The organism is Phytomonospora endophytica (assembly GCF_014202425.1).
Lineage (GTDB): Bacteria > Actinomycetota > Actinomycetes > Mycobacteriales > Micromonosporaceae > Phytomonospora > Phytomonospora endophytica.
Genome location: NZ_JACHGT010000007.1, coordinates 415,645 through 440,861 on the forward strand (window position 1 = coordinate 415,645; position 25,217 = coordinate 440,861).

At 71.0% G+C, this 25,217-nt stretch carries 23 protein-coding genes and 1 rRNA gene; 3 read left to right on the top strand and 21 right to left on the bottom strand.

All coding sequences use genetic code 11. The annotated features are described in order from the left end of the window. Nucleotides 1-46: 46 nt before the first annotated feature. From HNR73_RS18510 to ald, 4 genes are all read right to left on the bottom strand, one after another. The gene (locus HNR73_RS18510; RefSeq protein WP_184788739.1) at nt 47-688 is read right to left on the bottom strand and encodes a zinc metalloprotease; all 642 of its coding nucleotides are present in this window, start codon (nt 686-688) and stop codon (nt 47-49) included. A 4-nt stretch (nt 689-692) separates the two neighbouring features. Then, on the bottom strand, nt 693-1,619 hold the full coding sequence (locus HNR73_RS18515; RefSeq protein ID WP_184788740.1) for a ParA family protein: 927 nt from the start codon (nt 1,617-1,619) through the stop codon (nt 693-695). A 147-nt stretch (nt 1,620-1,766) separates the two neighbouring features. Continuing rightward, nucleotides 1,767-2,687, bottom strand: coding sequence for a site-specific tyrosine recombinase XerD (locus HNR73_RS18520; RefSeq protein ID WP_203686977.1), 921 nt, complete (start codon nt 2,685-2,687; stop codon nt 1,767-1,769). Then, nucleotides 2,684-3,799: an alanine dehydrogenase gene (gene ald, locus HNR73_RS18525; protein WP_184788741.1), complete on the bottom strand. Its 1,116-nt coding sequence runs from the start codon at nt 3,797-3,799 to the stop codon at nt 2,684-2,686. The genes HNR73_RS18520 and ald overlap by 4 nt, the downstream gene beginning before the upstream one ends. A gap of 282 nt (nt 3,800-4,081) precedes the next feature. On the opposite strand from ald, the gene HNR73_RS18530 reads away from it, so the two are divergent. Beyond that, nucleotides 4,082-4,600 (top strand): TM2 domain-containing protein, encoded by a 519-nt coding sequence (locus HNR73_RS18530; protein WP_184788742.1) that lies wholly within the window; start codon nt 4,082-4,084, stop codon nt 4,598-4,600. A gap of 383 nt (nt 4,601-4,983) precedes the next feature. Here the strand turns inward: HNR73_RS18530 and HNR73_RS18535 are convergent, their stop codons facing one another. The 13 genes from HNR73_RS18535 to HNR73_RS18595 all read right to left on the bottom strand — a co-directional run bounded on the left by HNR73_RS18535 (nt 4,984) and on the right by HNR73_RS18595 (nt 19,887). Beyond that, complete coding sequence (locus HNR73_RS18535; RefSeq protein ID WP_239122394.1) at nt 4,984-5,544, bottom strand: NUDIX domain-containing protein; 561 nt, start codon at nt 5,542-5,544, stop codon at nt 4,984-4,986. Next, complete coding sequence (pyrG, locus tag HNR73_RS18540) at nt 5,541-7,259, bottom strand: CTP synthase (RefSeq protein ID WP_184788743.1); 1,719 nt, start codon at nt 7,257-7,259, stop codon at nt 5,541-5,543. Before pyrG ends, HNR73_RS18535 begins: the two co-directional genes overlap by 4 nt. A 236-nt stretch (nt 7,260-7,495) precedes the next feature. Beyond that, complete coding sequence (locus tag HNR73_RS18545; RefSeq protein WP_184788744.1) at nt 7,496-9,706, bottom strand: hypothetical protein; 2,211 nt, start codon at nt 9,704-9,706, stop codon at nt 7,496-7,498. A gap of 40 nt (nt 9,707-9,746) precedes the next feature. Further along, complete coding sequence (locus tag HNR73_RS18550) at nt 9,747-10,868, bottom strand: glycosyltransferase family 4 protein (protein ID WP_184788745.1); 1,122 nt, start codon at nt 10,866-10,868, stop codon at nt 9,747-9,749. Between the two features lie 8 nt (nt 10,869-10,876). Continuing rightward, nucleotides 10,877-12,478, bottom strand: coding sequence for a murein biosynthesis integral membrane protein MurJ (gene murJ, locus HNR73_RS18555; RefSeq protein WP_184788746.1), 1,602 nt, complete (start codon nt 12,476-12,478; stop codon nt 10,877-10,879). 22 nt (nt 12,479-12,500) lie between these two features. Next, the gene (locus tag HNR73_RS18560; protein ID WP_184788747.1) at nt 12,501-13,346 is read right to left on the bottom strand and encodes a hypothetical protein; all 846 of its coding nucleotides are present in this window, start codon (nt 13,344-13,346) and stop codon (nt 12,501-12,503) included. A 37-nt stretch (nt 13,347-13,383) separates the two neighbouring features. Further along, nucleotides 13,384-14,313 (bottom strand): copper transporter, encoded by a 930-nt coding sequence (locus HNR73_RS18565; protein WP_184788748.1) that lies wholly within the window; start codon nt 14,311-14,313, stop codon nt 13,384-13,386. Next, complete coding sequence (steA, locus tag HNR73_RS18570; RefSeq protein ID WP_184788749.1) at nt 14,314-15,492, bottom strand: putative cytokinetic ring protein SteA; 1,179 nt, start codon at nt 15,490-15,492, stop codon at nt 14,314-14,316. Between the two features lie 54 nt (nt 15,493-15,546). Then, the gene (gene recN, locus HNR73_RS18575) at nt 15,547-17,325 is read right to left on the bottom strand and encodes a DNA repair protein RecN (RefSeq protein WP_184788750.1); all 1,779 of its coding nucleotides are present in this window, start codon (nt 17,323-17,325) and stop codon (nt 15,547-15,549) included. A gap of 64 nt (nt 17,326-17,389) precedes the next feature. Beyond that, complete coding sequence (locus tag HNR73_RS18580; RefSeq protein ID WP_203686975.1) at nt 17,390-18,292, bottom strand: NAD kinase; 903 nt, start codon at nt 18,290-18,292, stop codon at nt 17,390-17,392. 7 nt (nt 18,293-18,299) lie between these two features. Next, the gene (locus HNR73_RS18585) at nt 18,300-19,109 is read right to left on the bottom strand and encodes a TlyA family RNA methyltransferase (protein ID WP_184788752.1); all 810 of its coding nucleotides are present in this window, start codon (nt 19,107-19,109) and stop codon (nt 18,300-18,302) included. Further along, a complete protein-coding gene (locus HNR73_RS18590) occupies nt 19,106-19,321 on the bottom strand; it encodes a hypothetical protein (protein ID WP_184788753.1) in 216 nt (71 codons plus the stop codon). Before HNR73_RS18590 ends, HNR73_RS18585 begins: the two co-directional genes overlap by 4 nt. Then, complete coding sequence (locus HNR73_RS18595; RefSeq protein WP_184788754.1) at nt 19,318-19,887, bottom strand: phasin family protein; 570 nt, start codon at nt 19,885-19,887, stop codon at nt 19,318-19,320. The genes HNR73_RS18590 and HNR73_RS18595 overlap by 4 nt, the downstream gene beginning before the upstream one ends. A 119-nt stretch (nt 19,888-20,006) precedes the next feature. Here HNR73_RS18595 and HNR73_RS18600 point away from each other — a divergent pair, with 119 nt between their 5' ends. After that, nucleotides 20,007-20,345 carry an SCP2 sterol-binding domain-containing protein gene (locus HNR73_RS18600; RefSeq protein WP_184788755.1) on the top strand — a complete coding sequence of 113 codons (339 nt, stop codon included), beginning with the start codon at nt 20,007-20,009 and terminating at the stop codon, nt 20,343-20,345. On the opposite strand, the gene HNR73_RS18605 is transcribed toward HNR73_RS18600, so the two are convergent. The 3 genes from HNR73_RS18605 to HNR73_RS39890 are packed head-to-tail and all read right to left on the bottom strand — an operon-like array spanning nt 20,329 to nt 23,340. After that, nucleotides 20,329-21,285: a hypothetical protein gene (locus HNR73_RS18605; protein ID WP_184788756.1), complete on the bottom strand. Its 957-nt coding sequence runs from the start codon at nt 21,283-21,285 to the stop codon at nt 20,329-20,331. The two genes, HNR73_RS18600 and HNR73_RS18605, sit on opposite strands and share 17 nt — an antisense overlap. A gap of 37 nt (nt 21,286-21,322) precedes the next feature. After that, nucleotides 21,323-22,360 carry an HAD-IIA family hydrolase gene (locus HNR73_RS18610; RefSeq protein ID WP_184788757.1) on the bottom strand — a complete coding sequence of 346 codons (1,038 nt, stop codon included), beginning with the start codon at nt 22,358-22,360 and terminating at the stop codon, nt 21,323-21,325. Next, nucleotides 22,357-23,340, bottom strand: coding sequence for a tetratricopeptide repeat protein (locus HNR73_RS39890; RefSeq protein ID WP_239122392.1), 984 nt, complete (start codon nt 23,338-23,340; stop codon nt 22,357-22,359). The genes HNR73_RS18610 and HNR73_RS39890 overlap by 4 nt, the downstream gene beginning before the upstream one ends. On the opposite strand from HNR73_RS39890, the gene HNR73_RS39895 reads away from it, so the two are divergent. Next, entirely contained in the window at nt 23,257-24,792 is a 1,536-nt protein-coding gene (locus HNR73_RS39895) for a hypothetical protein (RefSeq protein WP_260337237.1), read from the top strand. The genes HNR73_RS39890 and HNR73_RS39895 overlap by 84 nt on opposite strands. A 53-nt stretch (nt 24,793-24,845) precedes the next feature. Here HNR73_RS39895 and rrf read toward each other — a convergent pair. After that, a 5S ribosomal RNA gene (rrf, locus tag HNR73_RS18620) occupies nt 24,846-24,962 on the bottom strand. Nucleotides 24,963-25,217: the final 255 nt, after the last annotated feature.

Sequence of the window (25,217 nt, forward strand, 5' to 3'; positions counted from 1 at the left end):
ACGGCGTCGCGCCTCGATGAGGCGACACCTCGGTTCAAGTATCGACTCAGGTCAGCGATTCGACGACGGGGGTGAGGACCAGGTCGAGGACGCGGTGCAGGGGCGGCACTCCCCCGATGGGCAGGACCAGCGCGAACAGCATGATCAGCGCGCCGACGCGGCGGCCTTCCAGGAACTCCGCGACCGCTCCCCCGCGTTCGCCGCGGGTCAGTGCCCATCCGTCGGTGGGCGGGAGTGGGATCAGGGCGACGACGGCGAAGCAGAGGAGTCCGACTCCGGCGGTGAAGAGGAGCTGTTCGGGTGCGGGGCCCGGTACGCCGCGGAGGACGTCGGAGGGCCGGTAGACGGCGCCGGTGATGCTGCCGGGGTAGGCGGCGCCGTAGGCGGCGAGGACGACGATGCCGGCGGTGAGGGTCGCGGCGGGCCCGGAGAGCGCCGTCCAGATCGCTCGTGGGCGGGGCAGTCCGGTGGTGGGTGCCGTGGCGCCCCAGCCTGTGCCGCCGAGGACGGCGGCGATGAGCCCGATCGGGTCGAGGTCTCGTCGCCAGTGCGGCAGCACGGTGGTGGCCGTCGCGCGGCCCGGGCCTCGTGCGGCGAGGGCTTGGGTGACGTGCCTGATGCCCAGGCCCAGTGCGAGGGCCGCGACCAGTCCGGCGAGTGCGGCCGGCTGGCCGAGAGCGTAGATCAAGTCCCTAGCGTCTCAGATCGTGTGCGGCGAGCACTTCCCTGGCGAGTTGCCGGTAGGCGCGGGCTCCGCTGGAGGCGGGTGCCCAGGTGGTGATGGGTTCGCCGGCGACGGTGGTCTCGGGGAAGCGCACGGTGCGGGTGATGACCGTCTGGTAAACGCGGTCGCCGAAGGCTTCGACGACGCGGGAGAGGACCTGGCGGCAGTGGGTGGTGCGGGAGTCGTACATCGTCGCGAGGATGCCTTCGAGTTCGAGGTCGAAGTTGAGGCGTTCGCGGACCTTGTCGACGGTGTCGAGGAGGAGGGCGACGCCGCGGAGGCTGAAGAACTCGCATTCGAGGGGTACGAGGACGCCGTGGGCGGCGGTGAGGGCGTTGACGGTGAGCAGACCGAGGGAGGGCTGGCAGTCGATGATGATGAAGTCGTATTCGCTCATCACGGGGCGCAGGACTCGGGTGAGGGTCTGCTCGCGGGCGACCTCGTTGACGAGCTGGATCTCGGCGGCGGAGAGGTCGATGTTGGCCGGGAGGACGTGCAGTCCGGCGACGTTGGTCTTGATGACGACGTCTTCGATGTTGACGCCGTCCTGCATCAGAAGGTTGTAGATCGTCAGGTCGAGGGTGTGCGGGTTGACGCCGAAACCGACGCACAGCGCGCCCTGGGGGTCGAAGTCGACCAGGAGGACCTTGCGGCCGTACTCGGCGAGTGCGGCGCCGAGGTTGATGGTCGAGGTGGTCTTGCCGACGCCGCCTTTTTGGTTGGCCATGGCGATGACGCGTGCCGGGCCGTGGCGTTCGAGGGGTTGCGGCTGCGGGATGTCGCGCTTGCCGGTGTACGCCTCGGGGTCGGCGGGGCCGGCGTCGCCGTCGGCTCCGTCCGGCGCGGGCGGTGTTTGCCGCAGCGCGGCCCACTTGTCGTCTCTGTCGACGTTCATGTCACGCCCCTCCCGGTGAGGTCGGCGCCGCCACGGTTCTCGCGCGCAGAGGGCGGTGCGCCCGTGGTTGCGACTGTAGTGCAGCGGGGATCCATATGCGACATGAATCTGTCTGCGCTGCTCGATCGGCGTGTCGCGTTGACGCGATCATCGGCGGGCTCGTGGGTGGGAAGTCGCGTACACCTCTCGGAGTCTATCGACCGTGACAAGTGTGTAGACCTGAGTGGTCACCACTGATGTGTGTCCGAGGAGTTCTTGCACCACACGGACGTCGGCGCCGCCGTCGAGGAGGTGTGTGGCGTAGGAGTGGCGGAGGGTGTGGGGTGAGATGTGGACGGTGAGTCCGGCACGTTCGGCGATGTTCTGGATGATGGCCCAGGCGCCTTGTCTCGACAGTGGACCGCCGCGGGAGTTGCGGAAGACGCCGGGGCCGTTGGGGTTCATGGCGGGGCGGCCGCGGACGAGGTAGGCCTCGATGGCGGCGACGGCGTAGTTGCCGAGTGGGACGGTGCGGGTCTTGCCGCCCTTGCCGTGGAGGGTGACGGCTCCGGCGCCGAGGTCGAGGTCGTCGATGGCGCAGGTGACGGCTTCGGTGATGCGGGATCCGGTGCCGTAGAGGAATTCCAGGAGTGCGGTGTCGCGGAGTGGGATGGGTCCGTCGCCGAAGCGGGCGGCGTCGAGGAGCTGGCCTACCTCTTCGACGCTGATGGCCTTCGGGAGGCGGGTCGGGAGGTTGGTGGGTGGTGCGTCGGCGAGCGGGTTGGCGGCGGCGTGCCGTTCGGCGACGGCGAATTTGTGCATGCCGCGCAGTGAGCTGACGGCTCGGGCGACGGAGGCGGCCGACAGGGGCTGGTGTTCGCCGTAGCCGCGGGTGAGGTCGGCGCGGTAGGCCTCGACGTCGTCGGGGGTGATGTCGTCGATGCCCGGGAGGTCTTTGGCGATGAGCCATTCGATGTAGCGGTCGAGGTCTCGCCGGTACGCGGCGAGGGTGTTGCCGGACCGTCCCTTCTCGACGGCCAGGTGGTCGAGGTATGTCGCGACCACCTGACCGATCCGCTGTCCCGTCAAGCGAGAACCTCGTCGAGTTTGACGGCGTTGAGGCCGTGCGCGTCGGCGACGGGGCCGTAGGTGACGTGCCCGTCGTGGGTGTTGAGGCCGAGGGCGAGGGCGCGGTCGTGGCGGAGGGCTTCGCGCCAGCCGTGGTTGGCGAGTTCGAGGGCGTAGGGGAGGGTGACGTTGGTCAGCGCGTAGGTCGAGGTGTGCGGGACCGCGCCGGGCATGTTGGCCACGCAGTAGAAGATCGAGTCGTGGACCTTGTAGGTCGGCTCGGCGTGCGTGGTGGGCCGGGAGTCCTCGAAGCAGCCGCCCTGGTCGATGGAGATGTCGACGAGGACGCTGCCGGGCTTCATCCGCGACACGAGTTCGTTGCTGATGAGCGTGGGGGCCTTGGCGCCGGGTACGAGGACGGCGCCGATGACGAGGTCGGCTTCCAGGACGGCGCGCTCGACCTCGTAGGCGTTGGACGCGACGGTCTGCAGGTGGCCCTGGTAGATGCGGTCGGCGTCGCGCAGCTTGTCGATGTTCTTGTCGAGGAGCTGGACCTCGGCCTGCATGCCGAGGGCGATAGCGGCGGCGTTCATGCCCGACACGCCCGCGCCGATCACGACGGTCCGGGCGGCGTGGACGCCAGAGACCCCGCCCATGAGGACGCCGCGGCCACCGCCGGAGCGCATCAGGTGGTAGGCGCCGGCCTGGGGCGCGAGGCGCCCGGCGACTTCGCTCATGGGTGCGAGCAGCGGGAGGGCGCCGTTGGCGGACTCGACGGTCTCGTAGGCGATGCCGGTGACGCCGCGTTCGAGGAGCGCGTCGGTGCACTCCCGGGAGGCGGCGAGGTGGAGGTAGGTGAACAGGACCTGGCCCTTGCGCATGCGGTGGTATTCCGAGGCGATGGGCTCTTTGACCTTGAGGATCAGCTCGCCGGTCGCCCAGACGTCGTCGGCGGTCGGGAGGATCGTGGCGCCCGCGGCGACGTAGTCGGCGTCGGGGATGGAGGAGCCGATCCCGGCTCCGGCCTGGACATGGACGTCGTGCCCGTGGCGGACCAGTTCGTGGACCCCCGCCGGGGTGATCGCCACCCGGTACTCGTGGTTTTTGACCTCGCTCGGGATACCGACCTTCATGCTTGCGACTCCTTCGTCGCGGGGCTGGCGCGTCGACGGCACCGTGCCGTCGATCACTGATGGCACGCCCACCCGCAAGCGGCAGTGTAAGACGTGAGGTCGGAGCGGGGGTCAGGTCGGTCGGGGTAGTGGCCCGCGGGTCACGGGGACGCGCTCGCGGGGCGGCGGCGGGGGTGTCGGGGGGCGCGTGGGGAAGGTTCGGGAGTGGTGGGGAAAGAGACTGACCGGACGGACGGTATTTCCGGTGGTCGACCATGGGCAACCGTGGGATATCGTGCGGGTATGACCTCTCCGTATCCGTCCCAGGGTGACCCGTACGGGCAGCAGTACGGCCAGCAGCCGCCCCCGGCCGCCGGCTCGTCCTACGAGCTCTCGGGTCAGCCCGTCTCGGGTTACCCGAACCAGCAGCCTTCGGGTTACACCGACCCGTACGCTCAGCAGCCCGACCCGTACGCCCAGGGCTACCAGCAGCCGGTCTACCAGCCGCAACCCGTGTACCAGCCGGTCCCGGTGGCCGTGCCCGTTCCCGGGTATTCGACGGTCGGCGGGTACGGCGTGGACCCGATGACCGGGCGTCCGCTGTCCGACAAGTCGAAGATGACGGCCGGTCTGCTCCAGATCTTCCTGGGCGGTTTCGGCGTGGGCCGTTTCTACACCGGGCACATCGGCATGGCCATCGGCCAGATCGCCGCGACGTGGCTGACCTGCGGCATCGGCGCCATCTGGCCGCTGATCGACGGGATCGTCCTGCTCACGTCGAGCACGGCGACCGACTCCGAAGGCCGTCTGCTGCGCAGCTGACCTCGACCCGAAACCGGGCCCGCTTCCCAGATACTGGGCGGTAGGGCCCGGTTTTTTGTGATGTCACTGAAATCAGAGAAGGTCTGCACGAAAGGACATGCAGGTCAGGGGCGTTCGGGCAACATCGTCTTCGCGACGGGCAACACGTTCCGTCAGGGCGCCGGTGACGCTGCGGAGCCGAAAACGACGCCGGAAGGCCGGAGTGGCTGCTTGCTGACGAATCCTGATGTGCACATCGAGCGCGGCACACGATTAGCAGTGAGCGGCGGGCTGTGGGTTACGGATCTTCAGCCGACCTCGCGGGCATGACGAAGGGCGCGGCCCACAAGGCCGCGCCCTTCGTGTGCTTTCCCCGTTGTCTCCCCGTACCCCGTGCCCGCCCGCTACCTCCGCAGAGTCGCCGCGGCGGCGAGGACACCGATCTGGCAGGCCGCGTTGGCGATCCGGCCGTCGAGGACGCCCGCCACCGCCTCCTCGATGCTCCACCACCGCGTCGTCATCTCCGCCTCCTCGTGGGTGCGGACATGCCGTTCGGCGTGCGGGATCTCGCTCAGCCCGCGCGCCAGGAACAGGCGGATGCGCTCGTCACTGCATCCCGGACTCACCAGCGCGTCGGTCAGATGCGCGTAGGACGAGGCCGTCAGATCGGCCTCCTCGGCGAGTTCCCGGGCGGCGGTGTTGACCGGCTCCTCCCCGTCGACGTCGAGGAGCCCGGCGGGCAGCTCCCACAGGAAGTCGCGGACGGGGTGGCGGTACTGGTGGACCAGCAGGACACGGTCGTCGTCATCGAGGGCGACGACGCCGACGGCGCCGATGTGGCGCATGTAGTCGCGCGCGGCGACCGACCCGCCGGGCATCTCGACCTCGTCGGTCACGATCGTGAACAGCGGCCCGGTGAAACGCTCGGTGGTCGAGCGGACCTTGTACTCGTGTCCGCCGCTCACGACACCAGCTCGTCGTCGAGGGAGGCAACGGGCAGACGGTCACCGGCGGCGTGCTTCATCGACGCGCCGACGAACGCGGTGAACAGCGGGTGCGGGCGCGTCGGGCGCGACTTGAGCTCCGGGTGCGCCTGCGTGGCCACGAAGAACGGGTGCCGCTCGCGTTCCAGTTCGACGAACTCGACGAGACGCCCGTCGGGCGAGGTGCCCGAGATCGTGAAGCCCGCCTTTGTCAGCGCCTCGCGGTAGGCGTTGTTGACCTCGTAGCGGTGGCGGTGACGCTCGCTGACGCTGGTGGAGCCGTAGGCCTCGGCGACGATGCTGCCCGGCGCGAGTTCGGCCGGGTAGGCGCCCAGGCGCATCGTGCCACCCATGTCGCCCTTGCCGGCGACGATGTCGGCCTGGTCGGGCATGGTCGCGATGACCGGGTGCTCGCAGTTCTCGTCGAACTCAACGGAGTTCGCGCCGGCCAGACCGCCGACGTGGCGCAGGACCTCGATGGTCATGCAGTGCAGACCCAGGCACAGGCCGAGGGTCGGGAGGTTGTTGCGGCGGGTGTAGTCGATGGCACCGATCTTGCCCTCGACACCGCGCGACCCGAAACCGCCGGGAATGATCACGCCGTGCACGTCGGCGAGGGCCTTGGCGGCGCCTTCGGCGGTACGGCAGTCGTCGGACTCGATCCAGCGGATGTCGACGTGCGCGCGATGGGCGAACCCGGCCGCGCGGACGGCCTCGGCGACCGACAGGTACGCGTCGGGCAGGTCGACGTACTTGCCGACGATCGCGACGGTGATCCGCTCGTCGGGGTTGTGGACGCGGTCGAGGAGGTCGTCCCACGCCGACCAGTCGACGTCCTTGAAGGGCAGGCTCAGGCGGCGCACGACGTACACGTCGAGGCCTTCACGGTGCAGGACCTTCGGGATGTCGTAGATGCTCGGGGCGTCGGCGGTGGAGATGACCGCCTCGGTCTCGACGTCGCAGTACAGGCCGATCTTGGCCTTGAGGTGCTCGGGGATCTCCCGGTCACTGCGGCAGACGATCGCGTCGGGCTGGATGCCGATGTTGCGCAGGGCCGCCACCGAGTGCTGCGTCGGCTTCGTCTTGAGTTCACCGCTGGCCGCGAGGTACGGGACCAGGGAGACGTGGAGGTAGAAGACGTTGTCGCGGCCCAGGTCGTGCCGCAGCTGGCGGATCGCCTCCAGGAACGGCAGCGACTCCATGTCGCCGACCGTGCCGCCGACCTCGGTGATCACGACGTCCGGGACCCGCGCGGCGGCGTCGTCGGGATCGGGTTCGGCCATGGCCTTGACCCGGTCCTTGATCTCGTTGGTGATGTGCGGGATGACCTGGACGGTGTCGCCGAGGTACTCGCCGCGGCGTTCCTTGGCGATGACCTTCGAGTAGACCTTGCCGGTGGTGACGTTCGCCCGGCCCGACAGCGCGCGGTCCAGGAACCGCTCGTAGTGGCCGACGTCGAGGTCGGTCTCGGCGCCGTCCTCGGTCACGAAGACCTCGCCGTGCTGGAACGGGTTCATCGTTCCGGGGTCGACGTTGAGGTAAGGGTCGAGCTTCTGCATGACGACGCGGAGACCGCGCGCGGTGAGAAGATTGCCGAGGCTGGAGGCCGTCAGGCCCTTGCCGAGCGCGGAGGCGACGCCTCCGGTGACGAAGATGTGCTTCGTAGTACGCGCCGAGTTCCGTACCGAGGTGGCCAATGCCGTCTCCCGTGGTAGCCGTCCAGGCGTGGCTTGTCAGAATTTGTGGCAGCCACGCTATCCACGGGATTCCACAGTAACACCGCGCCGACCTGCGCCCTTGGCGGGTCGGGATGACGCCCGGCGACGGGGTGGTTGAGGCCCGGCTGGGGGGTTTGCGGCCTGCCTGGGACAGGGTTCGGTGGTTACCGGAAGGCGGAAGCCGCAGACTCGCGTCCGCCGTCTCGCCCCCGTCCTCAGCTGGAGCGGTCCCCCACCGAGCCGCCGACGGTGACGATGCGCCGCCGCCGCTTCTCGCCGCGCACCTGCGCCCTGGCCAGGACCCGCAGGGCCACGATCACCGCCAGCGGCACGGTGATCGCCGCCGCGGCTCCGGCCGCGTAGAGACCACTGCCGTCGAGGAGGCCCCCCAGGACCGACGCGACCGCCGCCCCCACGAACCCCCCGCGCACGGCCGGATAGAGCCCGAATGCGCGTTTCAGACCGCCGGACGGGCGCAGCAGCACCAGCCCGACGAAGCCCGTCGCGCCGATGACGAGAACGGTCAGCCAGCTCGTGGCGAGCGCGACCACGTCCGACTCGGCGATGGCCCTCAGCGTCCCGCTCGACGTCCCCGAGGTCACGCCCGCCACGAAGCGGCCGAGTGGGCCGCGGTCGGCTTCGGCGCGGGTCAGGTCGATCGCCGCGAAGGCCAGCATCACGCCGAACCCGGCGAGTGTCGCCCACGCCAGGCGAGCGAAGGTGAGCCACCCGCCGGTCGAGATGACCGCCGCGAGGCACACCCCGGCCGTCAGGCCGATCGCGCCCGCCGGGTCGGCCCCGAGATGGGGACTGCCGACGATGAGGATCCCGATGGTGCCCAGCGCGGCGATCACCAGGGGACGCCAGCGCCGCTCGGTGTTCTGCGCGATGCACCCCGCCGACATCATCAGCCCGGCCGCGAACACACCGAACCCGACCGAACCGAGCCCGGAGTAGCGCCCGCCTTCCAGCGCCGAATATCCGGCGATCCCGTTGAGCTGGAGACCGCCACCGGTCAGCACGTCGATCGCCACGACGATCGCGCCGACGCTCGACACGATCGTCATCAGCCGCAACGGCGTCCGGCGGCGGGGCATCAGCAGCGCCCCCGCCGTCAACGCGAGGGTGATCGTCACCGACACGACCATGAACACCAGGAACGGGTTCCACGCCCGCCACCACGGCACCAGGTCGCTCAGGATCGCCGCGGGCAGCGACAGGGCACCCGCGACGGCGCTGCCCACCAGCATCCGCATCGTCCACGGCGACGGCGGGGTGATCCCGACCGGGCCGTGCCCACGCCGCATCCGGTGCAGGACCGGCGTCGCGACGGCGAACAGCACGAACAACCCGAAGGTCAAGATCATCAGATAGTTGCCGACCGTCGAATGCTGCGCCTTCGCCTGATGGTCGGCGTCGGCGAGGTCCTCGATCGCCTCGGCGAGGTCGTCGGGACGATCGTCCTCCACGTCGGCCGGAACACCCTGGAAGGCCCGCGACAGGGGCTGCCCGAGCGCCTGCACGGCCGTCGGCGCCAGGTCGACGAGCTGGATGTAGCCGGGCCGGTTCGTGCTCGCCGAACTCAGCCAGCCGCCGGTCATACCCGGCGCGTCGGCGATGGCCGCGTGCAGACGCGGCGGCGCCTCGGTGTCGGCGACACCGGCGACCATGAGCAGCGAGTCCGGCGGCCGCGCCGCCAGGACACGCGCGAGTTCGGCGTCCATCCGGGCGGCGGCCGAGGCCCGCTGGGGCGTCTCGGGGAGCGCGCCGAGGTCCACGACGGACAGCGCGCAGGACGACAGCAGGTCGGCGGCGCGTTCGGGTTTCTCGGGGAGGGTCGAGGCGTAGGTGTCGACGCGGCCGGTGGGGCGGGCGGTGGCGTAGGCGGCGCCGGGCCCGACCGCGACGGTGCAGCGGACGGCCTCGGCGAGTGCGCCGACCTCGGCGCCCTTGTTCTGGCTGCGGTTGCGGTTGACCGCGGTTTCCTGCGTGGCGATGTGGGCGCCGGTGCCGCCCGGGTCGGGTTCGACGCCTTCGCCGTTCAGGGGCGGGCAGATCCCGTCGACCGGTTCGTCGTCACCGGCGGCGCGGGCGCCCGCCGAGAGGGTGTACCAGCCGTCCATGGAGCAGGTGAGGGAACGGGCCGAACGCACCGACAGGGACGCGATCGAGCCCTGCTGGGCGAGGTTCCACAGGTGCGGGGTGTTCTCGGGTGTGACGTCGTCCCAGCGCAGGCCGGTCACGCCGACGATGACCACGTATTCGACAGTGTCGTGCTCGGTGCCGTTGGAGGGCCGCGGAAGGAGTTCGATACCGGCGACGAACATCATCGCGGCGACCGCGAACCACGCCAGGGTGCCCCGCCAGTGCAAGTCCCACCAGCGGCGCAGGCGTTGTGCTGACCATCGTTTCGCCGGCGTCGACATCAGTCTCGCGGTCCTCCCCCGTGGTGTTGGCCGTGGTTCGTCACGCCCCGGTCAGCTCCCGGTAGACCGCGCGGACCTGGGCGAGCCCGTCTTCGACGGTCGGCAGGGTCGCGCCCTTGGCGAGGCCGGTCTTGGCGAGGCGTTCGCGTTCGGCGGGGTCGTCGAGGAGTTTCCCGACCGCCGCGGTGACGGCCGCGGCGTCCCCGGCGGGGACGAGGAGCGCGGCGTCGCCGGTGACGGCGGGAACACCGCCGACGCGGGTGGCGACCAAGGGCGTTCCGGAGCGCAGGGCCTCCTGGGCGAAGAGGGGGTAGCCCTCCCATTCGCTGGTGGAGGCGACGATGTCGGCGGCGGCGAGGAGGTCGGCGATGTCGGCGCGGTGCCCGAGGAGGCGCACGGGGGCGCCGGTGCGGTTGACGCGTTCGGTGAGCTCCTCGCGCTGCGGGCCCTCACCGGCGATGAGGAACAGCGGTTTCGGGTCGCGGTCGGCGAGCGCGGCGGCGGCGTCGATGAGGACGTCGTGGCCTTTTTGGGGATGGAGGCGGCCGATGGCGAGGACGAGGGGCCGGTCGCCGGCCTGGAGTTCGGCGCGGACTTCGGCGGCGGTGCGGGTCGCGGGCGGCAGCGGGGGCGCGGGGATGGGGGCGAAGCGCACGTCTTGGCCGCCGAGGCGCAGGACGCGGGCGACGAGGTCGTCGGAGACGCACAGGGACATGTCGGCGCCGCGGGCGACGAGGGTTTCGGCGGCGCCGAGGACGCGGCCTTTGGTGCCGGTGGCCATCAGGACGTTGTGCCAGGTGACGACGAGGGGGACGCCGACGGGCCGGGCGGCGCGGGCGATGAGCCCGGCGCGCATCCCGTGGGCGTGGACGAGGTCGACGGCGGTGGAGCCGCCGGGGCCGCGGAGGGCTTTGCGGAGTCTGCGGGTGGCGCGGGCGTCGGTGACCGGGTCGAGGCCGGCGGAGATCTCCACCGGGACGAAGCGGGCGCCTTTGGCGGTGAAGCCGAAGAGTTCCTCGGTGGCCGCGGGGCCGCAGACGGTCACGCGCGCGTCGGCGGCGGCCAGTCCTTCCGCGAGGGACGCCACGTGGGCGCCCACTCCACCGGTGCTGGTCCCGAGGACCAGGAACACGCGCTTGCCGTCGAATGCTTCCACGTTCATCTCCGAGTTCATCCCCGCCCGAACCTTCGCGTCACACGGCCGATGAGGGGCCGGACGTCGTGACGGTCGAGCAGCACCGTCACCGCACCGTAGACGACAAGCACGACCGCGCCTCCGCAGACCCCGGTCCACAGCGGTGGCACGGTGTTCATCGCCGACACCAGCGGGAGTCCCGCGGCGAGCGCGAGGCCGCCGGCGAGGACGGTCACGGCGAAGGCGCGTGGGACGCCGACCAGCGCCGACCGTCCCACGCGGACGGCGACGACGGTGATGAGCGCGGCACCGAGGACGACCATGCCGATGGAGTTGCCGACGGTCACGGCGAAAAGGCGCCCGGAGTTCGGGAGGATCCCGGCGAGGGTCATGGTGGCGGCCATCACCACGCCCCAGCCGAGAACGGTGGCTCCGGCGGCTTTGGCGGTGTCGCCGCGGGCGTAGAGGGCGCGGGTGAGCAACGCGAACAGGCCGTAGCCGATGAGTCCCGGTGCGAGGCCCATGACGGCGGTGGTGAGCTGGTCGGCGTCGGGGCTGCCGGACAGGATCGGGTTGAGGAGTTCGGCGAGGGGGCGGGCGAGGACGACGAGGGCGGCGGTTCCGAGACCGGACAGGAGCAGGACCATGCGCGTCGTCGAGGACAGTGTGCGGTCGAAGCGTTCGTCGTCGCCTTCGGCAAAGGCACCGGCGAGGGTCGGGTAGGCGGCGGTCGCCACCGGTACGACCAGGACGGCCCAGGGCAGCAGGTAGAGGGTGTTGGCGATGGTGAAGTTGACCAGGGCGCCGGGGCCGGCCGGGGGGTTGGTCAGGTAGATGACGACGAGCGTGGCGAGCTGCTGTGCCCCGACGGTCACCGCGCCGGCCAGGGCCAGGCTCTTGACCTTGGCGCCGAGCCCGTCGGAGAAGGAGAACGTGGGCCGCACGCGCACGCCGAGGCGCAGGGTCGGCACCACCAGGCAGCCCGACAGGACCACGACGCCGAGGGTCGTGCCGACCGACAGGACGAGCTCTCCGGCGCGGGAGACCCCGGCGAGGTCGTCGGGTTCGCCCATGAGCCCGTAGATCGTGTACGCCCCGATCACGGTGACGCTCGACAGCAGCGGTGCCAGCGCCGGCCACGCGAACCGCCGGTGCGCCTGGAGGACGCCGGTGAGGACGATGCCGATCCCGTAGAGCGGCAGCTGGGGCGCGAAGACCTGGAGCATCCGCGTCCCGACGGCGGTCATCTCGGGTCCGGCGTTGGCCGACAGCAGCCCGATGATCTCCTCGGCGAAGACGGCGACGAGCACGGCGATCGGCACGAGGATCGCGCATGCCCAGGTGAGCATCGCCGAGGCGGTCCGCGCGACCGTCGCGGGATCCTTGCGTGCGATGGGCGCGGCCAGGACCGGGATCACCAGGCTCGCCAGGGCTCCCCCGGCGACGATCTCGAAGATGATGTTGGGGACGGTGTTGGCCGTCTGGTAGATCGTGCCCAGGTCGGTGACGCCGACGGCCCACCCGAAGACGAGGACGCGAGCGAAACCGGCGAGGCGGCTGGCGACGGTGATCCCGGCGATGAGGGCCGCCGCTCCGCCGATCCGGCCGCCTTCACCGGTGGCGGCAGCCTGCCGCATCAGCGCGTGGAACGGGCGGCGGTCACGGCTTGCGCCCGAGCTCGTCGAACTCGCGCAGCCCGGGAGTCTCGGCGATGACCTTGGAGAAGCTGACCTTCTCGCTGGCCGCGGCGGCCGCGGCGAACAGCGCGAACAGCCCGAGCCGCCCGAAGCGGCCGGTCTTGGCGACCAGCGCCAGGCCGAGTTGCGCGCCGATGGCGTTGGCTCCGGCGTCGCCGAGCATGACCTTCTCGTCGAGGTCCTCGGGCAGGATCGCACCCGCGGCACCGACCGGGCCCGACACGAGGTCCCCGGCGGCGGGCGTACGGCCCAGCTCGGCGAGTTTCCCGGTGATCAGCGCGACCTTCAGCGCACGCCCGGAGCGCACGTCGAGGAGGTTGAAGAAGTTCGCCGCGCCCGCGATGACACCCGCGCCGACGAGCGTGTCGAACAGCGACAGGTCACCGTCCCGGCGGCGGCGCGAGTCGAGCAGCGCCGCCGAGGCGAGCCCCGCGGCGCCCACACCGGCGATCTTGACCAGGCCGCTGGTGACCGTGCCCTCCTTGAGGGCCGACAGGTGACCTTTGAAACCCTTGTAGGCCTTCTGCTCGGGACGGTCGCCGACGACGTCGTCGTAGAAACCGACGGCCCCGGCACCCAGCCCGGCCGTCAGCGCCGCGGCGGCCGTGCGCGGGTCGCGGGCACCCGCGGCGGCGCTCACCGCGCCCGAGATCGCCGCGGCCGGACCGGCGGCGAGGTTGACCGGATTGCCCTTGCGGTTGACGCGTTCGAGGCCCGACGCCAGCGGCGAACGGCGCACCGCCGTCATCACCCCTCGCGCGACGAGGACGCCCGTGCCGGCCAGCACGAGCCGGGACAACATTCCCATGGTTCTCCTGTCCGATGGCCGACGCGGTCGCCGGCCCCTACGCGGGGGGCATCGGCACCGTCGACTGCGCACCGGTCCCGGTCCCGTAGTGACCGATGTGCCCGGCCAGTTCGGCGGACAGCGCGAGCGCCGCGGCCAGTTGCCCCTGCGGGGTCAGGATATTGTCCACGGTGGACAGGGCGGCGCTCAGCGCGGGGTCGTTGCGGACGGCCAGGACGGCGTTGCCCGCCCCGCCGATGCCCGGGCTGGTCAGCACCTCGGCACCGCCCTTGTCGAACTGGACCGCCGCGGTCAGCACGTTGGCGTTGCGGGCCTCGGCGTTCTCGTCGGCGTAGGGCTTACCGGTGATCACCAGGACCGTCGTGGCCCGATCGCCGGAGAAGTTCTCCTTACCGGTGATCATCTGCGCCTCGGTGAACCCGGCGAGGACCTTCTTCTGCTCGGCCGCGGTCACGTTCGGCGTCGCCGTCATCAGCACCGCCGCCAGCAGTGCCGAGGCCGTCTCCACACCGAGGCTGTTGTTCGGCAGGCCCGCCACCGACGTCGGCAGCAGGTCGGTGGACAGCTCCAGGAGCTCGTCGTTGTTGGCCGGATCGGTGAAGTTGTCGGTGATCCCGAGCTCGCCGGTGATCTCCACACCCGAGTAGCCGAGCATCTCCCGGACACCGAGGACGTCGTCCTCGCTGGCGCCCGACAGGGTCACCAGCACCACCGACTGGTCGGTGAGGGTGCCGGCCAGCGCGGTCGGCGCGATCTGGCGCGCGAACTCCTCCTGCGACTCCGCCTGGTCGGTCAGCTGCTGGATGTTGTCCCGGTAGCCCTCGTTCTGGGTGGTCAGCGAGTTCACCTGGTTGTTGAGCAGATCCGCCGCGGGCCCGTTCAGCGCGGCGGTGCCCAGCACCAGACCGATCGCCAGGGCGAGGAAGACCGCGGTCAGTGATACGAGGTGGTAGCGGAAATTGATCACTTAGAACAACCTCTGAAACTGGAAGAGGAGGCCGTCCCACCACTCGGTGACGACCTCAAGATAGGAGCGCCCGACTGTCGACACCGTCAATGCGGCTGCCATCGCCGCGACCGCGGCGAGGATGAGGAGTAGCAGGGACGACACCGACACGTTCTGCTTGTACAGGCGCGACACGCCCTTGGCGTCGACGAGTTTGCCACCGACGCGCAAACGCGTCAGGAACGTCGAGGCCATACCGCCGCGGCCCTTGTCGAGGAACTCCACGAGCGTGGCGTGCGTGCCGACGGCGACGATCAGCTCGGCGCCCTTCTCGTCGGCGATGAGCATCGCGATGTCCTCGCTGGTGGCCGCCGCCGGGAACGTGATCGACGGGATGCCCAGATCGTCGAGGCGGGCCTTGCCGGGCGCGCGCCCGTCGGTGAACGCGTGCACGATCACCTCGGCGCCGCAACGCAGCACGTCATCGGAGGCCGAGTCCATGTCCCCGACGATGATGTCGGGGGTGTAACCGGCCTCGACGAGCGCGTCGGCGCCGCCGTCGACACCGATCAGGACCGGCTTGAACTCGCGGATGTAGGGACGGAGGACGTCGAGGTCCTCCTTGTAGTCGTAGCCGCGGACCACGATCAGGCAGTGCCGCCCGTTGATGGGCGTCTCGATCTCGGGCACGCCGACACCGTCGAGGAGCAGCTCACGCTCACGCTTGAGGTACTCCATCGTGTTGGCCGCGAAGGCCTCCAGCTGCACCGACAGGCCCTCGCGCGCGTCGGACATCGCCGCGGTCACCGAGTCGGCGTCCTGCCGGACGCCACTGGCCACGACCTTGTCGCCGACCAGGACGTCACCGTCGACGATGCGCACGGTGGTGCCTTCGCGCAACTCCTGGAAGATGTCCTCGCCGACGTCATCGACGAGCGGGATCCCGGCCTTGACCAAGACCTCCGGCCCCAGGTTCGGGTAACGCCCCGAAATCGACGGTTTCACGTTGACCACCGCGGCGACCTCGGTCGCCACGAGCGCGTCGGCGGCGACCCGGTCGATGTCGAGATGATCGATCACGGCGATGTCACCGGGCCGCAACCGCCCGGTGAGCCGCTTCGTGCGGCGGTCCAGCCGGGCCGGGCCGGCAATCGTGCCGGCTTCGACCGCGCGGGACCGGCGCAGAGTAGGTAGACGCATCCGCCCCATCCTCGCATCCGTCGCCCGACTACCCGGTAACGCCACGCGCTCCGGTCATGAATTGGCGTGAATTGCCCGCTTTTCCTTACCCGCGACGGCGAGGAGCTCCTCGGCGTGCGCCACGCCGAGATCACTGTCGGGGAGGCCCGCGAGCATGCGCGCCAGTTCACGGGCCCGTTCGGTGTCCATCACCGCGTGCACGCCCGACGTGGTCACCGCCCCGGACACGTCCTTGGCGACCACGAGATGCCGGTCGGCGAACGCGGCCACCTGTGGCAGGTGTGTCACAACGATAACCTGATGACGGTGGGCGAGCCGGGCCAGACGGCGCCCGATCTCCACCGCGGCACGACCGCCGACACCGGCGTCGACCTCGTCGAAGACGAGCGTCGGAGGACCACCGGCGCCCGCGAAGATGACCTCGATGGCCAGCATGACCCGCGACAACTCACCACCGGAGGCACCCCGCTGCAGCGACGCCGGCGGCGCGCCCGGGTTGGCCTGCAACCGCAACTCCACCTCGTCGCAACCGTCGGGACCCACACCGCACTCACCGCCGTCGACGGCCAGTCGATGCGGGCCTTTCGCGGCCGGCCGAAGCGTCACCTCGGCCAGGACCTTCGCGTGCGGCATCGCCAGACCCGTCAGCTCGACGCTGACCTCCTCGGCGAAACGCCCGGCGGCCTCCTGACGCGACGCCAGCAGACGCGCCGCCAGCGACGCCGTCTCACCGGCGAGCCGGTCCCGTTCGGCCGCGAGGGCCTCCATCGCCCCATCGGAGGTGTCCAGCTCGGCCAGCCGCAACGACGACGCCTCCGCCCACGCGAGCACACCGTCGATGTCCTCGGCGTACTTGCGGGTCAGCGCCTTCAAGATCGCGCGGCGGGCGAAGATGTCCTCCAGCCGCGCCGGATCGGCGTCGAGCGACGCCAGGTAGGAACCCAGCTCCCCCGCGACGTCACCGATGACCGAGGCGGCATCGATCAACCGCGACGACATCTCCCCCAGTGACGAGTCCACCGAGGCCTGCGCCTCCAGCGCGCGCTGCGCACCGGCCAGGAGCGTCATCACGTCCACGGACTCGTCCATCGCGTCGGAATCACCCGACAGGGCACCGTGCGCGGTGACCGCCGCGGCCCGCAGGGCCTCGGCGTGCTCCAGCCGCCGCGCCTCCTCGGCGAGGGACTCGTCCTCACCCGGTTCCGGCGCCACGTCGGCGATCTCGGCGAGCCCCAGCTCAAGCAGCTCCGCCTCACGCCCACGCTCGGCGGCCTCCCGGCGGCGCTTGTCGTACTCGTCGGCGGCCGCACGCCACCGCACGTAGGTCTCCCGGAAACGGGCGTAGAGCTTCTCGTGCTCGGCACCGGCGTAACGGTCGAGGGCGGCGCGCTGCTCGGCCGGCTGCAACAACCGCATCTGGTCGGACTGCCCGTGCACCGACACGACGAGCTCGCCGAGCTCGGAGAGGACACCGATCGGCGCCGACCGTCCCGCGACGTGCGCCCGGGAACGACCCTCGGCGGTGACGGTGCGGCTCAAGAGCAGCTCGTCGTCGTCGACCTCGGCCCCCGCGTCGACGGCACGCTGACGCACCGCCGAGGAGGTACGCGTGTCCGGCCCGTCGAGCCGCAGGCGGCCTTCCACCTGGGCCCGGCCGGCATCGGTGCGCACACGCCCGGCGTCGGCCCGGCCCCCGAACAGCAGCCCGAGTCCGGCCACCACCATGGTCTTGCCAGCACCGGTCTCACCGGTGATGACGGTCAGTCCTTCGGCGAGGGGCAGGCTCGCGTCCTCGATGACCCCAAGTCCGGTGATCCGCAACTCTTCCAGCACAGCCCCGACCCTAGTAGCACGGACGTACGGATGGCCAATCCGGATCGCAACTTCTCACCGTTATCTATGTGCGGTTCTGCCGCCAGCCGTCCACGGGCAAGCGCAGCTTGGCCACCAGCCGCTCCGTGAACGACTGCTGCGACAGGTGCACCACACGCACCGGCCGCGTGCCCCGGCGCACCCGCACGAGCGAACCCGGCGGGAGATCGAAGACCCGCCGCCCGTCGCAGGACAGCACCGCCAGCGTCGTGTGCGGCTCCACCCGGATCTCCACAGTGGACGACGGCGACACCACCAGCGGACGGCTGAACAGGGTGTGCGCGCTGATCGGCACGAACAGCAGCGCCTCCACCTCCGGCCACACCACCGGGCCACCGGCCGACATCGCGTAGGCCGTCGAACCCGTCGGCGTCGCGCACACGATCCCGTCGCACCCGTACCGCGACAGCCGCCGCCCGTCGATCTCGACGAGCACCTCCAGCATCCGCGAGGGCATGCCCTTCTCGACGGTCGCCTCGTTCAGCGCCCACGACTCGGCGATGACCTCACCGTCGAGTGTGGCGGTCACCTCAAGGGTGAAACGCTCCTCGACGGTGTAGTCCCCGGCCGCGATCTGCCGCACGGCGAACTCCAGGTCCGAGCACTCCGCCTCGGCCAGGAATCCCACATGCCCGAGATTGATGCCCAGCAGCGGCGCCCCGGCCGGCCGCGCCAGCTCCGCGGCGCGCAGGAAGGTCCCGTCACCGCCCAAGGCGATGACGATCTCGGCCTCACCGGCCGAAACGGCCCCCGCGACCAGCTCCACATCGGGCAGCGGCAGGTCGACGGCCTCCTCGGCCAGCATCCGCACGGTGAAACCGGCCGAGCGCAGGATCTTCGCCACCGAACGGGCCTGCTCGGCACTGTCGGAACGCCCGGTGTGCGTGACGAGAAGCGCCGACCGCGGCGATGGTGTCGTGTCGTTCACCGGACAATCATGCGTTGTCCGATTCGGCGACGACACGACGGACCTCCCCGTCGTCGATCGGCCCGGCGTCGGCGCGCAGCCAGCAGAAGAACTCGACGTTGCCCGACGGGCCCGGCAGCGGGCTCGCCGCCACCCCCGCCACACCCCACCCGAGCTCCGCGGCCGCCGCCGCGACACCCGAGACCGCCTCGGCCCGCAACCCCAGATCACGCACGACCCCGCCGGAACCGACGCGCTCCTTGCCGACCTCGAACTGCGGCTTGATCATCGGCACGATGTCACCGTCGGGGCGCGTGCACGCCACCAGAGCCGGCAGCACCAGCCGCAGGGAAATGAACGACAGGTCCGACACGGTCACCTCGACCGGCCCCCCGATCGCCTCCGGCGTCAAATGCCGCACATTCGTCCGGTCGTGCACATGAACGCGCTCATCGGTCCGCAACGACCACGCCAGCTGCCCATAACCCACATCGACGGCCTCGACGACCTTCGCACCGTTGCGCAGCAGCACATCGGTGAACCCACCCGTCGACGCCCCCGCGTCCAGACAGCGCTTCCCGTCCACCGACAGACCCGAAGGACCGAAGACCGCCAGGGCCCCCAGCAGCTTGTGCGCACCACGCGAGACGTACTCCTCGGCACCGTCACCTTCGCGCACCAGCACCGGATCGGCCGGATCAACGGACGTCGCCGCCTTCTTCGCGACCATCCCCCGCACCTCGACCCGCCCGGCCGCGATCAGCTCACCGGCCTGCTCACGCGACCGCGCCAGCCCACGGCGGACCAGTTCGGCGTCCAGCCGCAACCTGCGCATCACGCGTCGTCGACGGTCGCCAGGATGTCCTGCAACCGCTCGTGCACCGTCTCGAACACGCCCACCCGCTCGGCACACGACAGCTCGTCGAGCCCGTCCAACCCGGCGAGGGCGTCGTCCACCACCGCGACGTCACCGTCGCCGAACGGAGCCGACGGCGCCGCGCGTCCCGCGAGGGACTGCGCGAACGCCGCCGGATTGGGAATCCCGCTCACTTCTCACCCTCGGCCGGCGCCGCGGCCTTCTTGGCCGGAGCCGACTTCTTGGCCGGCGCGGCCTTCTTCACGGCCGTGGTCTTCTTCGCCGCGGTGGTCTTCTTCGCGGCCGACGTCGTCTTCTTCGCCGCCGCCGTCTTCTTGACCGCCGCGGTCTTCTTCGCGGCCGTCTTGGCCGGCGCGGCCTTCTTCGCCGGCGCGGCGGTCGCGGCCGTGCTCTTCACCGTCGCCGCCGCGGCGGCGCGCTCGGCGGCCGACGCGCGGCCCTCCGCCTCCTTCAGCTTCGACTCCAGGTCACGGACCCGGTCGTTGAGCTCACCGACCTCCTCCGACGTCGCCAGACCGACCCGCCCGAGATTCCGGTCGAGCTCATAACGCACCAGCTTGGTCAACGCGTCCCGGTTCGCCGAACTCGCCGACATCAGATCCTCGGCCATCGTCTGAAGCTGGTCGACGGTCGCCCCGCTCTGCTTCGCCAGCTTCTTGACGACCTTCGTCGCGCGCTTACGCGAGGTCTCGGTCAAACCCAGCGCCAGCTCAAGATAAGCCCGCCACGCGTCCTGCATATCGGCCTCCGCATTCCCCATACCGGTTTGCTTGATTCACTCACGCTACCCCGGAGGCGCCCACCGCCCATGAGGTACCGTGCCCAACGGTGCAATCCGAATACCCGGAGGAATGACTGATGGCGACCAAAGAGGAATGCCGCACGGCACTCGACGACCTCTCCACCAAGCTCGCCGAGAACGCCGACTCGCTGCGCGGCAAGGTCGACCTGGACCGCCGCCTCGCCTGCGACATCACCGACCTCGACATCAGCTTCCACGGTCAGCTCACCGGCGGACGCCTCACCGGCCTCGAAGACGGCGACGACCCCGACGCCAAGATCCGCCTCATCGTCGCCAGCGACGACCTGGTGGCCCTGGTCGCCGGGGAACTCGACTTCGGCAAGGCCTTCGCCTCCGGCCGCGTCAAGATCAAGGCCAACCTCTTCGACCTGCTGAAGCTCAAGGCCCTGCTGTAGGCGGCTCCACCGACAGCGCCACGACCCCGCACCCGCACGCCGGGTGCGGCGCCCATCCGCTCCGCCGCACCTCGCCGGGGGCGTTGACGTCGATCGTGCCCTCCACCGCCGCCGCCCTGGCACCGTCCACATGCGACAGAACCTGCGCGGCGATCACCCCCGCCGCGATCAACCGGACCGGAGTCTCCAGGTACTCCACCGCCGGAGCCGTCGTCTGCGTGTGCGCCACGACCGTCCCCCAGCGCGGATCCCGGTCCCGCCGCCACAGGTCCACACAGTTGAGGCACGCCGTCCGCGACGGCACCACCAGCGGCCCCACGCACACCGTCCCGTCCCGCCGCGTCACCGCCAGGTGCGGCAGGTCCCTTCTGGCGTAAGCGAAGGCCAGCAGCCCCGCGGGCTGCGGCACGTCCACCAGGACCGCGAAGGTCGGCCGCGCCCGGCGCGCCGAACCGTCCGTCCACACCTTCCCGACACCCGACGCCCGCAGCTGCCCGGCGACGAGCTCCACCAGCGGACCCGTCCCGTCGACGAGGACCCGCGCCGCCGCCCGCGCCCGCAGCATCTCCGCCGGCGTCCCCGGCGCGGCCTTCCGGCGCAGCGAGATCGCCGCCGCCTCACCGACCAGCCCTTCCCGCACCTCCACCGGCGCGGCCGCGAGCGGGAACGGCGGCAGCAGCGCCGCACTGTCGACGACGACACCCGCCTCACGCAGCACGCGCAGCAGCTCGGCCGCCGCGAGCGGATCGGCCCCCGACTTCCGCGCCTCCCGCAGGTAGGCGCCCTCGTCGCGGCTCCCGTCGAACAGGTCGAGCAGGCCGATCAGGCCCGGCTCGCCGACGTCGACGATCACGGCCCGGCGCTGGTCGACGCCGAACTGGACATGGGTCTCTTCACGCCGGAACCAACGCAGGCCCGGCACAAGTCGCAGTGTGCTCATAACGGACATGGTGACAAGGGCGCGCAACCCCGGCCCGTCACGCGATCGCGAACTCCCGCAGCGCGCCCGCGGCCGCGTCGCCGTCGGCTTCGACGGAAGACCACGACGACGTGCCCCACGCGAGCTCGGAGAGCGCGCGCAGGGCGTCGAGGGGATCACCGGATCCGTTGAGGCGCAGCACATCGCCATCGGCACGGGCCTCCCAGCCCGCACACGCGACCGACGTGTCGCGCCACGTGGGTGCGGCATGCGCGACCCGGACGTCGCCGAGGGCACGGCCCAGATAGTCCGGGCGGGCGTTCACCGGGATGCGCAGGACGTCGGCGGGCCGCGTGATGCCGCTGAGCACGAGCATGCTCGGCAGCCCGGCCGCGACCGCGCCTTCGATGTCGGTGTCCCAGCGATCGCCGACGACCAGCGCCGACAGCTCCGGAGCCGTCCGCGCGCCCTGCCGGAACATCGCCGGACCGGGCTTGCCCGCGATCACGTCCGGGCCACGCTCCAGCGCGGTCGTGATGACACCGATCAGGGCACCGTTGCCCGGCAGCGGGCCGCGCTTCGACGGCAGGGTCACGTCGGGGTTCGTGGCCACCCAGAGGGCGCCGTCGCGGATCGCCACGGTCGCCTCGGCCAGCTCACGCCAGCCGACGTCGGGCGAATAGCCCTGCACGACGGCCGCGACCGATCCGGCGGTCCCGTCGACGGGCTTCAAGCCGGCACGGCGGACCTCGTCGGCCAGACTCGCCGCACCGACGACCAGGACCTCCGCGCCCTGCGGGACACGCTCGGCCAGCACCGTCGCCGCCGTCCGCGAGGAGCTGAGCACCTCGTCGGGGTCGGCGGTCACGCCCATGCCCGACAACGCGCCCGCGACCGTCTCCGGGCTGCGGGCGGCGTTGTTCGTCACGAACACGACCTGGCCGCCTTCACCGCGATGCGCGGCGAGGGTCTCGATCACCCCGTCGATGGGGTGATCGAGCAGGTAGACGACACCGTCCAGGTCGAGGAGGAGCAGGCCGAACCGTGCCGCGAGGGGCTCGGGACCGCCTCGCAGCACGGTCGGCCGGCCCGTCATCGCGTCTGGTCCGGCTTGTCCGCCGGGCTCTCACCACCGGAGAACGGCGGGTTCACCACGCCGGAAGGGCGGGTGTCGGAGGGCGACTCGTCGTCCTCGTCCTCGTTCTCGTCGTCCTCGTTCTCGTCCTCGGAGTCGTCGTCGGACTCGTCGTCCTCGTCCTCGTCGTCGTCCTCGGCTTCGGCCGACTCCTCCGGACGCTCGTCGTCGGAGTCGTCGTCCTCATCGGACTCGTCGTCCGACTCGGCGCGCTCACCGACGGGCGCGGGCACCTCGGCCTGCTCCGAGGACGACGCCAGTTCGGCGAGGATCTCGTCCTCGTCCTCGATCTCGGGCAGCACGACGCCTTCGAGTTCCAGCAGACGCTCGGTCGCCTCGGTCTCCCCCTCGGGGTCGACCTCAAGGGTCTTGGTGAACCACTCGATCGCCTCTTCGCGGCGCTCGGTGGCCTTCAGCGCGTCGGCGTAGGCGTACCGCAGCCGCGCGAGCCAGCCGTCACCGGTGTTCGCGGTCAGTTCGGGGACCTGGAGCATCCCGACGGCGGCGGCGTCCTGACCGAGGTCCCGGCGGGCGCCGGCGGCCACGATCAGCAGCTCGATACGGACCTCGTCGTTGAGGGCCGACTGGTCGGCCTCACGCCACGCGTCCACGGCCCGCTCCGGGCGGCCGAGGGCACGCTCGCAGTCGGCGATGATCGCGACATAGTCCTGGGTGCCGTTGAGGCGCTGGGCCGTGCGCAGTTCCGAGATCGCGATCTGCCACTCACCGGCGAGGTAGGCGGTCAGACCCGCGCCCTCACGGACGACGCCGATGCGCGAGGCCAGACGGCGCGCGACGGCGGCGTGCTCAAGCGCGAGCTTCGGGTCCTCTTCGAGGACGCGGCCGGCCATCACCAGGTGGCGGCCGACGCGCTCGGCGAGGCCCTTCGGCAGCGACTTCAGGCCCTCGCGGACCTCCTTGTCGAGGTCGCGGTAGTCCACGTCCTCCGGCAGGGTCGGCTCGTTGAGCTCGTTGCCGCCGGCGAGAACGGGCGGGTTCTCCCCACCGCGGTGCCGGTCGTCGCCTTCGCGGCCGCCAGGACGGCGGTCGCCGCGATCGTCACGGTCGCGGTAGGGCTTGCGGTCGTCGCCACGGTCGCGGAAGTCACGGCCGCCGCCGGGACGGTCGTCACGACGCTGGAAGCCACCGCGGTCTCCACCACGGTCGTCCCTGCGCTGGTAACCCCCACGGTCGCCACCCGGGCGATCGTCACGGCGCTGGTAACCGCCGCCACCGGACGGACGGTCGTCACGACGCTGGAAGCCACCGCGATCGCCGCCCGAGGGACGGTCGTCACGGCGCTGGTATCCACCGCGGTCGCCACCGCGATCGTCGCGGCCGCGGAAGCTGCCACGGTCACCGCCGCGGTCGCCGCCCGGGCGATCGTCACGGCGCTGGAAGCCACCGCCACCCGAGGGACGGTCATCGCGACGCTGGTAACCGCCACGGTCACCGCCGGGACGGTCGTCACGACGCTGGAAGCCACGGTCGCCGCCGCGGTCGTCGCGGCCGCCCTGGTAACCCCCGCCGGGACGGTCATCGCGACGCTGGTAACCACCGCGGTCACCGCCCGGGCGATCGTCACGGCGCTGGAAGCCACTGCCACCCGAAGGACGGTCATCGCGGCGCTGGTAGCCGCCACGGTCGCCGCCGGGACGGTCGTCACGGCGCTGATAGCCGCCGCCACCGGACGGACGGTCGTCACGGCGCTGGTATCCACCACGGTCGCCGCCGCGGTCATCGCGGCCGCCCTGGTAACCCCCGCCGGGACGGTCATCACGACGCTGGTAACCACCGCGGTCACCGCCCGGGCGATCGTCACGGCGCTGGTATCCACCACCGTCGCCACCCGGGCGGTCGTCACGGCGCTGGAACCCGCCGGGGCGGTCGTCCCTGCGCTGGAAGCCACGGTCACCGCCGCGGTCATCGCGACGTTCGCCACCGCGGTCGTCACGGCCGCGGTATCCGCCACGGTCGTCGCCTCGCGGCGGGCCGCCACGGTCGTCACGGCGCGGATAGCCGCCGCCGCGGTCATCGCGGCCTTGGTAGCCGCCCTGGCGGCCTCGGCCGCCGTCGCGGAAGCCGTTGTTGTGGTCACTCCGGCCGCGGTGTTCGCGGCCGCGCTCTCCCCGGCCGTCACCACCAGGCCTGGAGTTGCGGTCCCTGTCCGAACGGTCCTCAGCAGCTGGCATGCCCATCATTCTCTCGTATCCCGCGGCAGCCGAACCGCCGCACCCGTATTTCACCGCCGTCGTCACACGAACGACAGCGCCGGCCCGCCGCCGGACACGTCCCGGCCCGCGGCCCCACCTCTCGGTGGCGGCGACCTCTTTTGTCTTGTCGTGCTCATTGTCTCCGGCCGGGAAGAAGTCGCCTGCCCGGGCCGGACATGACTGTGGCCCCGCAGGTACCCCCATCGGGGTCCCTGCGGGGCCACGTTCGTTAAGTTCGGCGGTGTCCTACTCTCCCACCCCGTTCCCAGGGCAGTACCATCGGCGCTGAAGGGCTTAGCTTCCGGGTTCGGAATGGGACCGGGCGTTTCCCCTTCGCCATGACCACCGACACATTCGTGAACAACACGTTCAACGGTGTGTGGTGAACCAACAGGCGTTGGTTCTCTTCATTCACTTGTCACCGGAGCACGACCCTTTACCCACCCGTGACCAGAAGGGGACTACTCACTAGTGGTGAGTGGTGTCCCTGTCCCCTGGTCGGGGTGTGAGGGGGTGTGCTTCTGTGTGTTGTTTCAGAAGAACATAGTGGGTGCGAGACAAGAATCTATGACGCTCCAAAGAGCGAGGGTTTTGTTAAGTCCTCG